Below are 13,905 nucleotides of genomic sequence, written 5' to 3' on the forward strand. Positions count from 1 at the left end.
CTCTCGCCGGCACGGCGCCGGCGGTGGCCAGTGTCGCGCGCGCGGCGCGCCGGCGCAACGGTTGCACCCGCGGCTTCAGTGGCGGGCGTTGCCGTCCGCGAAGTCGAAGTGGCGCTTCACCAGGAACAGCGCGAAGAGGACGCCGAAGGCGAACAGGCCGTAGCCGAAGATCAGCAGCCCGATATCCTGCGCTACCGAGATGGCGCCGAGGCCCAGCACCGCCAGGATCGCGCCCAGCACGACGAAGTAGATCATTCCTTGTTGTCCTTTCGCGGAAGGTCGTCGAAGAGGATGCGGCTCGCCGCACCGTCGAGGTCGTCGTACTGCCCCGACTTCAGTGTCCAGAGGAACAGCGCGAGACCGAGCAGGCCCAGCGTCAGCGCGGCCGGCACGAGAAAGACCAGGGCGTTCATGCACGCGCCTCCTTGCCGGCGCGCAGCGCGTTCAGGATCACGACGATCGAGGAACTCGCCATCACCACCGCGGCGATCAGCGGCGTGACGAAGCCCAGCACCGCCATCGGCACGGCAATCACGTTGTAGGCCAGGCTGAAGGCGATGTTCTGCCGCGCCAGCGCCTGCGCCTTGCGCGCCACGCGCACCGCGGCGGACAGCGCCGTCAGTCCTTCCGCGCGCAGCACGATGTCGGAGGCCGCCTGCGCCACATCCGTGCCGCTGCCCGGGCTGACCGAGACATGCGCCAGGGAAAGCGCGGCGGCATCGTTGATCCCGTCGCCCACCATCAGCGGATGGCGCCCGCCGGCGCGCAGCGCCTCGATGCGATGCGCCTTGTCGGCCGGCGTGGCGCGGGCCTGCCAGGGGCCGATGCCGACCGCCGCGGCCGCCGCCTCCACCGCGCCGGCGCCGTCGCCGGAAAGCAGCTCCGTCTCCAGCCCCAGCGCCTGCAGATCGGCCACGGCCTCACCAGCATCGCCGCGCAGCCGGTCGGCGAACCGGAAGATCACGGGCGTCTCGCCCGCGACGCACCAGACCAGTTCCATGCCGGAGCCCTGCTCGTCCGGCAGGCCGCAGAAGGCGGGACTGCCGAGCCTTTCGCTGCCGCGGATCAGCCCCTTGCCCGGCACTTCCCGCACGCCGGCCAGCGCCGGGGCCTCGGGGCAGGCGCGCACCAGCGCCTGCGCCAGCGGGTGGCGGCTGGCGCGCGCGAGGCTTGCGGCGCGGCAGACCACGTCGGGGTCAAGCGTGTCGTCCGGGATCAGTTCCGGCCGGCCCTCCGTCAGCGTGCCGGTCTTGTCGAGCACGGCATGGTCGGCCGTCGCCAGGCGCTCCAGAGCGGTGGGCGAGGCCACCAGCACGCCGCGGCGGAACAGCGCGCCGACCGCGGCCACTTGCACGGCAGGCACCGCGATGGCGAGGCCGCAGGGGCAGGTGATCAGCAGCACGGCCACGGCGGGCACCAGCGCGGCCTGCCACGCCACGCCCACCCAAAGCCACCAGCCGAGGAAGGTGGCCAGCGCGACCGCGTGCACCACGGGCACGTAGAGCCGCGCCGCCTTGTCCGCGATGGAGACGAAGCGCCCCCTGCCCTGTTCCGCGCGTTCCAGCAGCCGCGCAAGCTGCGCCAGCGAGCCGTCCTTTGCCGCCGCCGTCACGGTCAGCACGAAGGCCGCGCCCATGTTGACGCCGCCCGCCGCCAGCGCCTCGCCCGGCGCCATCTCGCGCGGCAGCGCCTCGCCGGTGGTGGCGGCGGTGTCGAGCAGCACGGGGTCTTCCGCCGTGCCATCCAGGCGCAGGCGTTCGCCGGCCGCAACCAGCAGCGTATCGCCGGCCTGCACGGCCTCCGCCGGCACGGCGCGCGTCGTGCCATCCGCCAGGCGGAGCGCGACGGTGCCTTCCTGCAGCGCCAGCAATTCGGCCACGGACTGCCGCGCGCGGCGCCGCATGGCGCGGTCCAGCACGCGCCCGGCCAGCAGCAGCGCGAGCAGCGAGGTCGCGCCGTCGAACCAGGTGTAGTCGCCGTTGCGCATCGTCTCGCTCAACGACATCAGCGTCGTCGCGATCACGCCGATGGAGACGGCAAGGTCCATGTTGACCCGCCCCGCGCGGATCGCCTGCCAGGCGGAGCGGTAGAAGGGCATGCCCGCCACCAGCACCGTCGGCAGCCCGATCAGCGCGGCGAGCCAATGCATCATGTGCCGCGTCGCCGGGTCCATGTCGGTGCCGACCCAGACGGCGATGGAAACCAGCATCACGTTCATCGCGCCGAAGGCGGCGATGCCCAGCGCGCGCACCAGCGTGCGGCCTTCGGCATCCTCCGTCGCGCGCAGGCAGGCGAGCGACCAGGGCGCGACACGGAAGCCGAGGCGCGCGACGAGCCGCGCGAAGTCGTTTGCGCGGGAGGCCGGGCCACGCCAGGCGACGGTAAGCCGTCGCGAGGACAGCGCTGCGCGCGCCTTCAGCACGTCCGGCTCCACGGCCAGCGCCTGCTCCACCAGCCAGACGCAGGCGCCGCAGGTGAGCCCGCTGACGATGAGGTCCAGTTCCATCATGCCGCCAGGCTTCGCCTGCACATGCGGCGCGAAGTCGGTGGCCAGGGTCTCCGGCGGGCGCAGCGTGCCGGCCGAGGTCTCCTGCCGGCGATAGAAGGCGTCGAGGCCGAGACCGCGCACCAGCGCATGCGCTCCGGCGCAGCCATTGCAGCAGAACTCGCCCTGCCCGGGCACCAGCGGTGCGCCGCAATGCGCGCAGGCCGCACGCGACAGACCCGCCTGCCCGGGTGCGAGCCCCTCGGGATAGGCGGCGGCGACGGTCATTTCGCGAAGACCCGCTCGCGGATCTCAAGGCGCTGCGCGCCACCGCCGTGCAGCGTCAGCCGCGCCTCCCATTGTCCGGGGGCGGGCAGTGCGGCATGCGCGATGTAGCGGCCTGGGCCGGCGGCGGCGAAATCCAGCGGCAGCGTCGTGCCTTCGAGCGGACGCAGCAGCACGCCCTCGATACGGCCGCCGACCGGCAGCCCTTCGCGATCCGTCACCGCAACGCCAAGCACGCCGCCTTCCAGAGTCACCCTTGCGGTCCAGCCCAGCGCATCCTGCCGAGCCGCCTCCGCCAGCACCTGGTTGTAGGCGCGGCCACGGTCATACGACTTGCCGGTGGTCAGCCCGGTGAAGGTGCTGAGCGAGGCGAAGACCAGCACCAGGTTCACGGCGATGATCACCACGAAGGCGCCGACGAAGGCCCAGGGGATCCAGCGGCTGCGCCGCGGATCGAAATCCGTGCCGGGCGGCATGGTGCTGTCGCTCATCGGCGATGCTCCTCGTGATGCGGGGCGAGGAAGACGCTGCTGGTCCGCGCGACGGTGCGGCCGCGCGCGTCAAGCAGGCGGAAGGTGACGGGCGTGCTTTCCTGCACGCGCGCGCCGGCCGGCAGCGTCGCCAGGCCGCGCCATTCCGTCAGCCCGTCGGCGCGGGTGTTCACGGTGAAGCGGTTCTCGCCGGCCTCCGGCGCTTCCTGGATGGCAAGCGTCAGCGGCGCCGCGCTCTCGAAGGCGAGGGTGAGCTGGCCCGCCTCGCGGGTCTTGTTGGCGATCTTCAGCGTGTAGGCGTTGCGCACGCCGCCATCGGCCAGCCGCACATAGAGCGGCGCGCGGTCGCGCAGCACGGCCAGCGTCACTTCCTGCCTCAGCAGCCAGGCGCCGAGCATCACGCCCATCACCGCGGTGAGCACGCCGGCATAGACCAGGGTGCGCGCGCGGATGAATTTCGGCACGTGCCGCACCTGCATCCCGGCCTGGGTGCGCGCGGCGCAGGGCGGGATGGAGCGCGTCGCGGCCTCGGAGGAGGCGATGTTCTTCAGCGTCTCGAAGGCGATGAGCCCGATCGGGCGGTCCAGCCGCTTCATGATGTCGTCGCAGGCATCGATGCAGAGCCCGCAGCCGATGCATTCCAGCTGCTGGCCGTCGCGGATGTCGATGCCGGTCGGGCAGACATTGACGCAGGCCATGCAGTCCACGCAGTCGCCGTGGCCCTCGCCCTTCAGCTTGCCGCGCGGCTCGCCGCGCCAGGCGCGGTAGGAGACGACGAGCGAGTTCTCGTCGAGCATCGCCGCCTGGAAGCGCGGCCAGGGGCACATGTAGGTGCACACCTGCTCCCGCGCCCAGCCGGCGAGGAGATAGGTGGTGCCGGTGAACAGCCAGAAGAAGAAATAGACGCCCATGCCGGCCTGGCCGGTGAAGAACTCGCGGAGCACGGTGGGGGCATCGTTGAAATACATGATCCATGCGCCGCCGGTGGCCATGGCGATGGCGAGCCACGCGGCATGCGTCAGGATCTTCTTGCGCCACTTCTCCGCGGTCCAGGGCGCCTTGTCGAGGCGCATGCGCTCGTTGCGGTCGCCCTGGATGACGCGCTCCACCCACATGAACAGGTCGGTCCAGACCGTCTGCGGGCAGGCGAAGCCGCACCAGACGCGGCCGAACAGCGATGTGGCCGCGAACAGCGCGATGGCGCCGAGGATCAGCAGGCCGGTCAGGAAGTAGACCTCCTGCGGCCAGATCTCGAAGAAGAAGAAATACAGGCGGCCATGGGTGATATCCACCAGCACCGCCTGGTCCGGCGCGCCGGGGCCGCGGTCCCAGCGGATCCAGGGCACCAGGTAGTAGAGCGCGAGGCAGACGATCAGCACGGCCCACTTCGCCCGGCGAACCGGGCCGGCCACCGCCTTCGGATACACCTTCTGGCGGGTGGCGTAGAGCGGCTGGTCCGGCGGCGGGGACCCGCCCGCCGGCTTCAGCTTCTCACGGGCCGTGAGGTCGTTCATGGCCTTGCTCAGTTCTCGCCGCCGCCGAGCGCGTGGACGTAGACGGTCAGCATGTTGATGGTCGCGGGGTCGAGACGCCCGGCCCAGGCCGGCATCACGCCCATCCGCGGATTGGCGATGAAGCGCGCGATGGCATGGCGATCCGCACCATGCAGCCAGATGCGGTCGTTCAGCCGCGGCGCACCGACATCGCGGTTCCCCTCGCCGGTGTCGCCGTGGCAGGAGGCGCAGTTCTCCGCGTAGAGCGGCTTGCCGCGCTCCGCCTCGGCGGCCTGGCCGGGATCCGCGTCGCCGGCGAGCGAGACGACATAGGAAGCGACGTCGTTCACCTGCGCCGGCGTCAGCACGCCGTCGGCGACGAAGCGCGGCATCATGCTGGTGCGCGCCTCGTCATCCTCCTCGTTGCGGATGCCATGCGCGATCGTCTGGTGGATGGCGTCGTAGCTGCCGCCCCAGATCCAGTCGTCATCCGCCAGGCTCGGGAAGCCGCCGACCGCGCCCTGGCCGCCCGCGCCGTGGCAGGCGGCGCAGTTGTTGGCAAAGGCGATGCGCCCACCGGCCATGGCGAAGGCGCGCAGCTCGGGATCGGCCGCGATCTGCTGCGGCGTCGCTGCGCGAAGGCGGTTCATCATCGGCGCCATCCGCTCATTCGCCGCGGCGACGTCCTGCACCACCGCCTCGCGCGCGATCCAGCCGGTCACGCCGGTCGCGCCCTGGAAGGGGAAGGCAGGATAGAGGATGACCCAGACCGCCGAGAAGGCGATCGTCGCGTACATCACATAGAGCCACCACTTCGGGAGCGGCGTGTTCAGCTCCTTCAGCCCGTCCCATTCGTGGCCGGTGGTGTTGGTGCCCGTCAGGGCGTCCTTTTCGATCTTCGTCGGCATGAGACGGATTCCTCAGCGGCGTGGAGCGGGAGGCTCGTCACGCAGCGGGATCTCGCCCGCGCGCTCGTAGCCGCGCTTCCGCCAGGGAGCCATCACGTAGAGGATGATCCCGGTGAACAGCAGGAAGAACCAGACCACCCAGAGCGTGGAGAAGGTGGACTGGAAGGAGGCCAGCGTCTCGATCATCGTCGCCCTCCCCTATTGCTGCCGCATCTGCTCGGGCGTCACGTCGCGGAACTGCACGAGCGTGCCGAGCATCTGCAGATAGGCGACCACCGCATCCATCTCCGTGACCGCCGCCGGATCGCCGTCGAAGGCCGCCTGGCGGGCACGGGCGTAGCGGCCCTGGAAGGCGGCGGGATCGGCCTCCGGCCGCGCCTGCGCCTCGAGGTCGGCGCGGGCATTGGCGATCATCGCGTCGGTGTAGGGCACGCCGATCGCGCGCTGCGCCTTCAGATGCTCCGCGATGTCCGCATAGGCCAGCGGGCGGTCGAGGAAGGCGTAGGGCGGCATGATGCTCTCCGGCACCACCGCGCGCGGGCTGCGCAGATGCGCCGCCTGCCAGTCATCCGAGTAGCGGCCGCCGACGCGCGCGAGGTCGGGCCCCGAGCGCTTCGAGCCCCACTGGAAGGGATGGTCGTACATGCTCTCCGCAGCGAGGGAGAAGTGCCCGTAGCGCTCGAGCTCGTCGCGGAAGGGCCGCACCATCTGGCTGTGGCAGGTGTAGCAGCCCTCGCGGACGTAGATGTTGCGTCCCATCAGCTCGAGCGGCGTGTAGGGGCGGATCCCCTCCACCCGCTCGATCGTCGTCGCCACCGTGAAGAGCGGCACGATCTGCGCGAGGCCGCCGATCGAGACCGTGATGAGCGTCAGCACGCCCATCAGGATCAGGTTGGTCTCGATCTTCGCGTGGTTGAACCACTTCATGGCACCGCCCTCCTTCACGCGGCGGCAGCCGGCACGGCGGACGCGGGCACAAGGGCGGGGGCCGCCTCCGTGCTCTCGCCGCGGGTGACGGTCATCCAGAGGTTGTAGACCATGATCAGCGCGCCGCTGAGATACATCACGCCGCCGAGCATGCGGATGACGTAGTAGGGATGCATCGCGGCGACCGTCTCGATGAAGCTGTATTGCAGGAAGCCGTTCTCGTCATAGGCGCGCCACATCAGGCCCTGCAGGATGCCCGACACCCACATCGCGGTGATGTAGAGCACGATGCCCAGCGTCGCGATCCAGAAGTGCCAGGAGATGAGCTTCTCCGAATACACGCCCTTCTTGTTCCACAGCCGCGGGAACAGCCAGTACATCGCGCCGAAGGTCACGAAGCCGACCCAGCCCATCGCGCCGGAATGCACGTGGCCGATGGTCCAGTCCGTGTAGTGGCTCAGCGCGTTCACGGCCTTGATGGACATGACCGGCCCTTCGAAGGTGGACATGCCGTAGAAACCGACCGCGGTGACGGAGAAGCGCAGCGCCGGATTGGTGCGGAGCTTGTCCCAGGCACCCGACAGCGTCATCACGCCGTTGATCATGCCGCCCCAGGAGGGCATCCACAGCATGATCGAGAACACCATGCCGAGCGTCTGCGCCCAGTCCGGCAGCGCGGTGTAGTGCAGGTGATGCGGACCCGCCCAGATGTAGAGGAAGATCAGCGACCAGAAGTGCACGATGGAAAGGCGATAGCTGTACACCGGCCGCTCGGCCTGCTTCGGGATGAAGTAGTACATCATCCCCAGGAAGCCGGCGGTGAGGAAGAAGCCGACCGCGTTGTGGCCGTACCACCACTGGATCATCGCGTCCTGCACGCCGGACGCCAGGCCGTAGCTCTTCGCATGGCCCAGGCTGATCGGCAGCGCCAGGTTGTTGCCGATGTGCAGCATCGCCACGGTGATGATGAAGGCCAGGTAGAACCAGTTCGCCACGTAGATGTGCGGCTCCTCGCGGCGCAGGATCGTGCCGCCGAAGGCGACGAGGTAGTGCACCCACACCACCGTCAGCCACAGGTCCACGTACCACTCGGGCTCGGCGTATTCCTTGCCCTGCGTCACGCCGAGCACGTAGCCCAGCGCCGCCATGACGATCACGAACTGGTAGCCCCAGAACAGGAACCAGCCCATCGAATCGCCGCCGAACAGCCGCGCCCGGCAGGTGCGCTGCACGACGTAGAGGCTGGTGCAGAACAGCGCGTTGCCCCCGAAGGCGAAGATCACCGCGCTGGTGTGCACCGGCCGCAGGCGGCCGAAGGTGGTCCATTCGAGGTCGAGGTTGAGCAGCGGCCAGGCAAGCTGGGAGGCGATGACCACCCCCACCAGGAAGCCCACCACGCCCCAGAAGATTGTGGCGATGGCGAAGGCGCGAATCGGCGCCTCCACATAGGCATCGACCCGCACGGCGGTTGGAACGCCCGTTGCGGGTGCGGCCAGCCCTTCGGCATAGCCCGTAGCTGACATGAGGTCGGATCTCCCCTCCGCACGCCGAGGTCGCTGACCGACTGGCGCGTGCCGCAAGAAGACCCTCCAATCCGGGGAGCGTCCTTGATGCGCATCAAGTCCTGCTGCGCCGCACACCGCCTAATGTGCCAGGATCACGCCCGCGCGGTCCTTGGGGAGGAGTACCGACATGACCACCGAAACGGCGGAGCCCGTCCCGCGCGGCGCACGGCCGGCGATCCGCATCGTGCCGAACGACCAGCCCTGGCGCTGGCTGGAGGCCGGCTGGCGCGACCTGATGGCCACGCCGCATATCGGCTTCTTCTATGGCGGCACCATCGTCGCCGCGAGCTGGGCGCTGGTGCTGCTGCTGATCGCGCTGGACGCGCTCTGGGCGGTGCTGCCGGCCGTCGCGGGCTTCTTCCTGGTGGCGCCCCTGCTGGCCGCCGGCCTCTACGACACCAGCCGCCGGCGGGAATTGGGCGAGCCCGTCTCGCTCGGCACGGCGTTCTCCGCCTTCCGTCGCAATGCGCCGCAGCTGACGCTGATGGGCGCGGTGCTGGTGCTGATCAACCTGTTCTGGGTGCGGCTGGCGGGGCTGCTGTTCATGGTGTTCTTCGGCCTCGGCTTCGCGCCGTCGATCGAGACGCTGCCGATGGCGCTGCTGCGCTCCGATGCGCTGCTGCCCTTCCTGATCATCGGCACCGGCGCGGGGCTGGTGCTGGCCTCGGTCGCCTTCGCGGTCTCGGCCGTGTCGATCCCGATGCTGGTGGACCGCGACATCTCCGCCATCGAGGCGGTGGTCATCTCCATCCGCGCGACGCTCGACAACTGGCGGGCCATGGCCTTCTGGGCCGGGCTGATCGTGGTGTTCACCGCGATGGCGCTGGTGCCCTTCTTCCTGGGGCTCGCGCTGGTCCTGCCCCTGATCGGCCACGCCACCTGGCACGCCTACCGCGACATCGTCCGGTAGCCTTCTTCTCCCCCCCCCCCCCCCGCTCGCGGGGAAGGGCCGGGGTGGGGGGCTGTGGCGCGTCTCCTCGGATCCTTGACCGCCTACTCCACGCGGAACGCATCGGCGATTCGCCGCACGCACCCCTCGGCATCCACCAGCATCACGTCGAACCGCACGCCCGCCGCCCCGCGCGACGGATTCGCCGCCAGCCACGCCTCCGCCGCCGCGATCAGCCGGGCGCGCTGACGCGGGCCCAGCGCGAAGGCGGCCTCCAGCAGGCTGGCGCGCGCCTTCACCTCGACGAAGGCCAGCAGCCCCGCGCGCTCGGCCACCAAATCGAGTTCCCCCGCCCCGGTGCGGGCGCGCCGGTCCAGCACCACCCAGCCTTCGGCCGCCAGCGCAGCCGCGGCGCGGTCCTCCGCGTGACGTCCACGTCGATCCGCGGCCTTCCGCTGCTCCTCCGCCATACGCATGCTGTCGAGACTGCCACGGCCGCGCCGGAGACTGGAATGCGCCCTGTCCTCGCCCTGCTTGCCCTGCTGCTGCTCGTCCGCGTCGCGGAGGCGCAGCCGGCAACGCGGCACATGATCGTCGCGCCGCATCCGATGGCGGCCGAAGCGGGACTCGCCATGCTGCGCGATGGCGGCAGCGCGCTGGATGCCGCCATCGCCGCGGCCGTCATGCTGACGCTGGTGGAGCCGCAATCCAGCGGCATCGGCGGCGGCGGCCTCATGCTGCATTTCGCCGCCGCGGACCGCCGGATCGAGGCCTGGGATGGGCGCGAGACGGCGCCGGCCGGCGCCACGCCCGACCTGTTCCGTCGCCCCGATGGCCAGCCGATGCGATTCGCCGAGGCGATGGAGGGCGGGCGCAGCGTCGGCGTGCCTGGGCTGCTGCGCATGTTCGAGCACGCGCATCGCCGGCACGGGCGGCTGCCCTGGGCGCAGCTGCTGGCGCCGACGATTGCCGCCGCCGAGCAGGGCTTCCCGGTGCCTGACCGCATGGCGGACGCCGTCCGCGCGGCGCGCGACTCGATCCGCCGCGATCCTGCCGCCAGCGCATACTTCCTGGACGCCGCCGGGGAGCCCTGGCCGGCCGGCACGCTGCTGCGCAACCCCGCCCTCGCCGCCACGCTGCGCGCCGTGGCGGCAGAGGGCGCCGATGCGCTCTACACCGGGGCGATCGCGGCCGAGCTCGTCATCGCGGTGCAGGGCCATCCGAATCCGGGCACGCTCGGCCTGCAGGACCTCGCCAACTACGTCCCGCGCCTGCGCGCGGTGGTCTGCCAGCCCTATCGCGCGCGGCAGGTCTGCGGCATGGGGCCGCCGACGTCGGGCGGCATCGCGGTCGGGCAGATCCTGGGCATGCTCTCGCGCTTCGGCATGGCCGGTCTGGACCCGAACGGTGCGCCGGCGGCGCATCTGCTGGCGGAGGCCGGGCGCCTCGCCTTCGCCGACCGCAACCTCTACCTGGCGGATGACGACTTCGTCCGCGTGCCGGTGCGCGGCCTGATGGATGCGGGCTACGTCGCCGGCCGCGCCGCACTGATCGCCCCGGGCCGCGCCATACCGGCCCCCGCCGCCGGCGACCCGCCCTTCCGCGAAGGCCGTGCGGCGCCGCAGGCCGGCGGGCAGGAGGCCGGGACCAGCCACATCGTCGCCTATGACGGCGGCGGCAACGCCGTCTCGGTCACGCCGACCATCGAAGCGGCGATGGGATCGCGCGTCTTCGTGCGCGGCTTCCTGCTGAACAACCAGCTCACCGACTTCGCCTTCCTGCCGGAGCAGGAGGGGCGGCCGGTGGCCAACCGCGTCCAGCCGGGCAAGCGGCCGCGCTCCTCGACCGCGCCGACCATCGTGCTGGATGCGCTGGGGCGGCCGGAGATCCTGGCCGGCTCGGCTGGCGGTGCCCGCATCATCGGCCATGTCGCCCAGACCCTGGTGGCGATGCTCGACTGGGGCATGACGCCGGAGGAGGCGGTGGCGCTGCCGCGCATCGGGGTTGCCGGCACGGGCCCGGTGGAGCTCGAGGCCGGCACGCCGGCCGCAGGGCTGGCGCCCGCCTTGCAGGCGATGGGCCATCGCACGGATGTGCGCGCGAATGTCTCGGGCCTGTCGGTGATCCGCATCACCCCGCTCGGCCTGCTCGGCGCCGCCGACCCGCGGCGCGAGGGCGTGGCGCTGGGCGATTGATTGTGTTCCGGCCGCGGTTGCGGGAGGGCACGCCCCCATGCTGAGTCGCCGCAACGCCCCGCCATGGAGGATTGCCGCATGCCCCGCCCGTACCGGCTCTGGCCCGCTTTCGCCCTGCTGCTCGCCGCCCTGCCTGCCGCCGCGGCCGAGGACACGCGGGAGGTCGGCTACGTCAACACTGCCATCACCAATCTCGGCCTGACCCGCAGCCACCGCGTGGTGGTGGAGCGGTTCGACGACCCGGACGTGCAGAACGTCTCCTGCTGGATCAGCCAGGCGCGCACCGGCGGCTTCTCCGGCATGCTCGGCGTGGCAGACGACCCCGCCCGCTTCGCCATCACCTGCGCCGCGACCGGCCCGGTGACTCTGCGGGACGGCGCCCGCCGCGGCGAGCGTGGCGAGCAGGTCTATGAGAGCAGCACCAGCCTGTTCTTCAAGGAGACCCGCGTCCACCGCTTCATCGACGAGGAGCGCAATGCGGTGGTCTATCTCGCCTGGTCCACCAAGCTGGTGGACGGCTCGCCCTTCAACGCGGTCGCGGTGGTGCCGATCCGCTGATCACGGATCAGCCGCGGCGCGGCATCGGGCTGCCGCCAGCCGCCTCGATCTCGTCCACCGTCCGCTCCCACGCGGCCAGGCGCTGCGGGCCGGTAGGATGGGTGCGGAGCAGGCTCGGCTGCTCCGACCCGCCCGCCGCCTGCGCCAGCCGCACCCAGATCTGGCCGGCCTGGTCCAGGTCGTAGCCGGCGCGCTGCACCATGAAGGCGGCGAGGTAGTCGGCCTCCCGCTCCTCCTCCTGCGAATAGACAAGGCGCGCGGCGCCGCCGCCGAGCTGCGCGCCGGTCTGGGCCAGCGCGTCGCCGCCGAAATAGCCGCCGATGATGGCGCCCGCGAGCGAGCCGATCTGCGTCCGCGCACCGGCACGCTGGATGTGGTTCGCGAGGTGATGCCCGTATTCATGCGCGACGACTGCGGCAAGTTCCGAATCGTTGCGCACCACGCCGAGCATGCCGGAGGTCACGCCCACCACGTTGCCGTCGGTGGCGAAGGCGTTGATCTGCTCGTCGCGCACCAGCGCGACCCGGAACTGGCAGGGCGTATTGAGATACTGCTGGCAGAGCGGGCCGGAGGATTGCGCCACGCGCTCCGCGACGCGCCGCAGCATCGCGACCTGCTCGGCCTCGTTGACCTGACGACGCTGCAGCGGGCCGGCGGCCGCGATGGCCTGGCGCGCCTGCGCGACCTGCGCATCCCCCGCCTGGGGCAGGGCGTGCTGCGCGCCGCAGCCGCAGAGGCTGAGACCGGCGACGGCGAAGAGCCCGCGTCGCGACAGGGCGGCAGGGACAGGATGGGTGCGGTTGAACATGGCGTAGCCTCCGTCGGTCTGCCCGGAGGACGCCGCAGAACCGCTCCGGTTCCGCGCGTGCCGCGCGGCGTGGTCGCGGCGCGTCGCGATCCGCGGTAGAGAGGACCGGGTTCGACCTGGAGAGCGGCTTCCATGCGCGCGTTGCGGCTGATGTTCATCCTGTCCATGACGGCGGCTTGCGCCCAGCAGCCGGCGCCGCCGACCCCCTCGCCCTCCGCGCGCGCGCCGGCGATGCCCGCCAACGCCACGGCCGCCCCGGTGGTGATGCCGCGGGGCGAGGCGCCGGCGCAGGCCGGGACGGCCATCGGCGCCCCCGGTGTCTTCGGTGCCGGCGGCGGCGGCGGGCTGGAGCCGGGCTACCGCGCAGACGACATCGGCGCCATGGAGCAGCTTCCGGCGATGCCGGACCAGGTCTCGCCCGCCTTCCGCGGGCTGTAGCTCAGGCCCGGCGCGGCCCCGACTCGGGGTCGCGCGCGATCTCGGCGGCCACGCGGCGCCATTGCGCCAGCCGCTCCGGCCCCGCCGGATGCGTGTCGGTCATCGAGGTGACCTTGTCGCCGGAGAGCTGCGTGAGCGTCGCCCAGATGCTGCCGGCGCGCTCCAGGTCGTAGCCGGCACGCGCGGTGATCCAGGCGCCGAGATAGTCCGCCTCGCGCTCCTGCGCCTTCGAGAAGGTGAGCGAGGCCACATGCGCGCCGGCCTCCGCGCCCAGCTGCGTCAGGCCGGGGTCGTAGCCGATGGCGGTCGCCACGGCATTGCCCAGCCAGGCACCCACCCGCGCCCCGGCCTCGACCCGCCAGGTGCTTTCGGGGATGTGGCGGGCGATGTGGTGCGCCATCTCATGCGCCATGATCGCCGCGAGCTCATCCTCGTTGCGGATCACGCTCATCAGCGCCGTGGTGAAGGTGATGCGGTCCTGCCCCGAGGCATAGGCGTTCGGCACATTGGCGCGGGCGAGGTCCACGCTGAAGCGGCAGGCGCGGCCGAGCTCCGCCTCGCAGAAGGGCTGTGCGGCTGCCGCGGTGCGCTCCGCCACGCGGCGCAGCAGCGCAAGGTCCTGCTGCGGCGGGCGGGCGACGATACGGGGCGGCGGCGTGGCCGCGATCTCGCGGGCGGCCTCGGCGATGGCCGCGCGCTCGGGGCGCGGCGGCGACAGCGAATCGCCGCAGCCCGCGAGCAGCAGGCCCGCCAGGAACAGGGATGCCAGGGCGGAACGCCGCTCGGCCAAGTCTGAAATCCTCCTTGCGGCGCGGCCCCATGCCGCTCCGCGTGGAGGAAATGTAACCGATTACGGGATCGCG

The 13,905-nt window shown here is 71.5% G+C and carries 16 protein-coding genes; 4 read left to right on the top strand and 12 right to left on the bottom strand.

What is annotated here, in order from left to right; translation table 11 throughout:
• Positions 1-75: 75 nt before the first annotated feature.
• The 9 genes from E4T13_RS08370 to ccoN are packed head-to-tail and all read right to left on the bottom strand — an operon-like array spanning position 76 to position 8,112.
• Positions 76-255, bottom strand: coding sequence for a hypothetical protein (locus E4T13_RS08370; protein ID WP_137177836.1), 180 nt, complete (start codon positions 253-255; stop codon positions 76-78).
• Positions 252-413: a cbb3-type cytochrome oxidase assembly protein CcoS gene (gene ccoS / locus E4T13_RS08375; protein ID WP_137177837.1), complete on the bottom strand. Its 162-nt coding sequence runs from the start codon at positions 411-413 to the stop codon at positions 252-254. The genes E4T13_RS08370 and ccoS overlap by 4 nt, the downstream gene beginning before the upstream one ends.
• The gene (locus tag E4T13_RS08380) at positions 410-2,773 is read right to left on the bottom strand and encodes a heavy metal translocating P-type ATPase (RefSeq protein ID WP_137177838.1); all 2,364 of its coding nucleotides are present in this window, start codon (positions 2,771-2,773) and stop codon (positions 410-412) included. Before E4T13_RS08380 ends, ccoS begins: the two co-directional genes overlap by 4 nt.
• A complete protein-coding gene (locus E4T13_RS08385; protein ID WP_137177839.1) occupies positions 2,770-3,261 on the bottom strand; it encodes a FixH family protein in 492 nt (163 codons plus the stop codon). Before E4T13_RS08385 ends, E4T13_RS08380 begins: the two co-directional genes overlap by 4 nt.
• Positions 3,258-4,775 (bottom strand): cytochrome c oxidase accessory protein CcoG, encoded by a 1,518-nt coding sequence (gene ccoG, locus E4T13_RS08390; protein WP_137177840.1) that lies wholly within the window; start codon positions 4,773-4,775, stop codon positions 3,258-3,260. Before ccoG ends, E4T13_RS08385 begins: the two co-directional genes overlap by 4 nt.
• Positions 4,776-4,783: 8 nt before the next feature.
• A complete protein-coding gene (ccoP, locus tag E4T13_RS08395) occupies positions 4,784-5,662 on the bottom strand; it encodes a cytochrome-c oxidase, cbb3-type subunit III (RefSeq protein ID WP_137177841.1) in 879 nt (292 codons plus the stop codon).
• 12 nt (positions 5,663-5,674) lie between these two features.
• Positions 5,675-5,848 carry a cbb3-type cytochrome c oxidase subunit 3 gene (locus E4T13_RS08400; RefSeq protein WP_137177842.1) on the bottom strand — a complete coding sequence of 58 codons (174 nt, stop codon included), beginning with the start codon at positions 5,846-5,848 and terminating at the stop codon, positions 5,675-5,677.
• 12 nt (positions 5,849-5,860) lie between these two features.
• Positions 5,861-6,589, bottom strand: coding sequence for a cytochrome-c oxidase, cbb3-type subunit II (ccoO, locus tag E4T13_RS08405; protein ID WP_137177843.1), 729 nt, complete (start codon positions 6,587-6,589; stop codon positions 5,861-5,863).
• A gap of 14 nt (positions 6,590-6,603) precedes the next feature.
• Entirely contained in the window at positions 6,604-8,112 is a 1,509-nt protein-coding gene (gene ccoN / locus E4T13_RS08410) for a cytochrome-c oxidase, cbb3-type subunit I (protein WP_137177844.1), read from the bottom strand.
• Between the two features lie 169 nt (positions 8,113-8,281).
• On the opposite strand from ccoN, the gene E4T13_RS08415 reads away from it, so the two are divergent.
• A complete protein-coding gene (locus E4T13_RS08415; protein WP_137177845.1) occupies positions 8,282-9,064 on the top strand; it encodes a DUF2189 domain-containing protein in 783 nt (260 codons plus the stop codon).
• 83 nt (positions 9,065-9,147) lie between these two features.
• Here E4T13_RS08415 and E4T13_RS08420 read toward each other — a convergent pair whose 3' ends face one another.
• A complete protein-coding gene (locus tag E4T13_RS08420; RefSeq protein ID WP_137177846.1) occupies positions 9,148-9,519 on the bottom strand; it encodes a YraN family protein in 372 nt (123 codons plus the stop codon).
• Positions 9,520-9,555: 36 nt separating this feature from the next.
• Between E4T13_RS08420 and ggt the strand changes: the two genes are divergently transcribed.
• Together ggt and E4T13_RS08430 are read left to right on the top strand one after the other, a co-directional pair.
• Positions 9,556-11,238, top strand: a complete 1,683-nt coding sequence (gene ggt, locus E4T13_RS08425; protein ID WP_137177847.1) for a gamma-glutamyltransferase — start codon at positions 9,556-9,558, stop codon at positions 11,236-11,238.
• Positions 11,239-11,316: 78 nt separating this feature from the next.
• On the top strand, positions 11,317-11,796 hold the full coding sequence (locus E4T13_RS08430) for a CreA family protein (protein WP_137177848.1): 480 nt from the start codon (positions 11,317-11,319) through the stop codon (positions 11,794-11,796).
• Between the two features lie 7 nt (positions 11,797-11,803).
• Here the strand turns inward: E4T13_RS08430 and E4T13_RS08435 are convergent, their stop codons facing one another.
• Complete coding sequence (locus E4T13_RS08435; RefSeq protein ID WP_137177849.1) at positions 11,804-12,604, bottom strand: M48 family metallopeptidase; 801 nt, start codon at positions 12,602-12,604, stop codon at positions 11,804-11,806.
• A 132-nt stretch (positions 12,605-12,736) separates the two neighbouring features.
• On the opposite strand from E4T13_RS08435, the gene E4T13_RS08440 reads away from it, so the two are divergent.
• The gene (locus tag E4T13_RS08440; protein WP_137177850.1) at positions 12,737-13,042 is read left to right on the top strand and encodes a hypothetical protein; all 306 of its coding nucleotides are present in this window, start codon (positions 12,737-12,739) and stop codon (positions 13,040-13,042) included.
• 1 nt (position 13,043) lies between these two features.
• Here E4T13_RS08440 and E4T13_RS08445 read toward each other — a convergent pair whose 3' ends face one another.
• The gene (locus E4T13_RS08445) at positions 13,044-13,832 is read right to left on the bottom strand and encodes a M48 family metalloprotease (protein WP_170984883.1); all 789 of its coding nucleotides are present in this window, start codon (positions 13,830-13,832) and stop codon (positions 13,044-13,046) included.
• Positions 13,833-13,905 lie beyond the last annotated feature (73 nt).

It is taken from the genome of Roseomonas sp. AR75 (genome assembly GCF_005222815.1).
In the GTDB taxonomy this organism is placed as follows: Bacteria; Pseudomonadota; Alphaproteobacteria; order Acetobacterales; family Acetobacteraceae; genus Falsiroseomonas.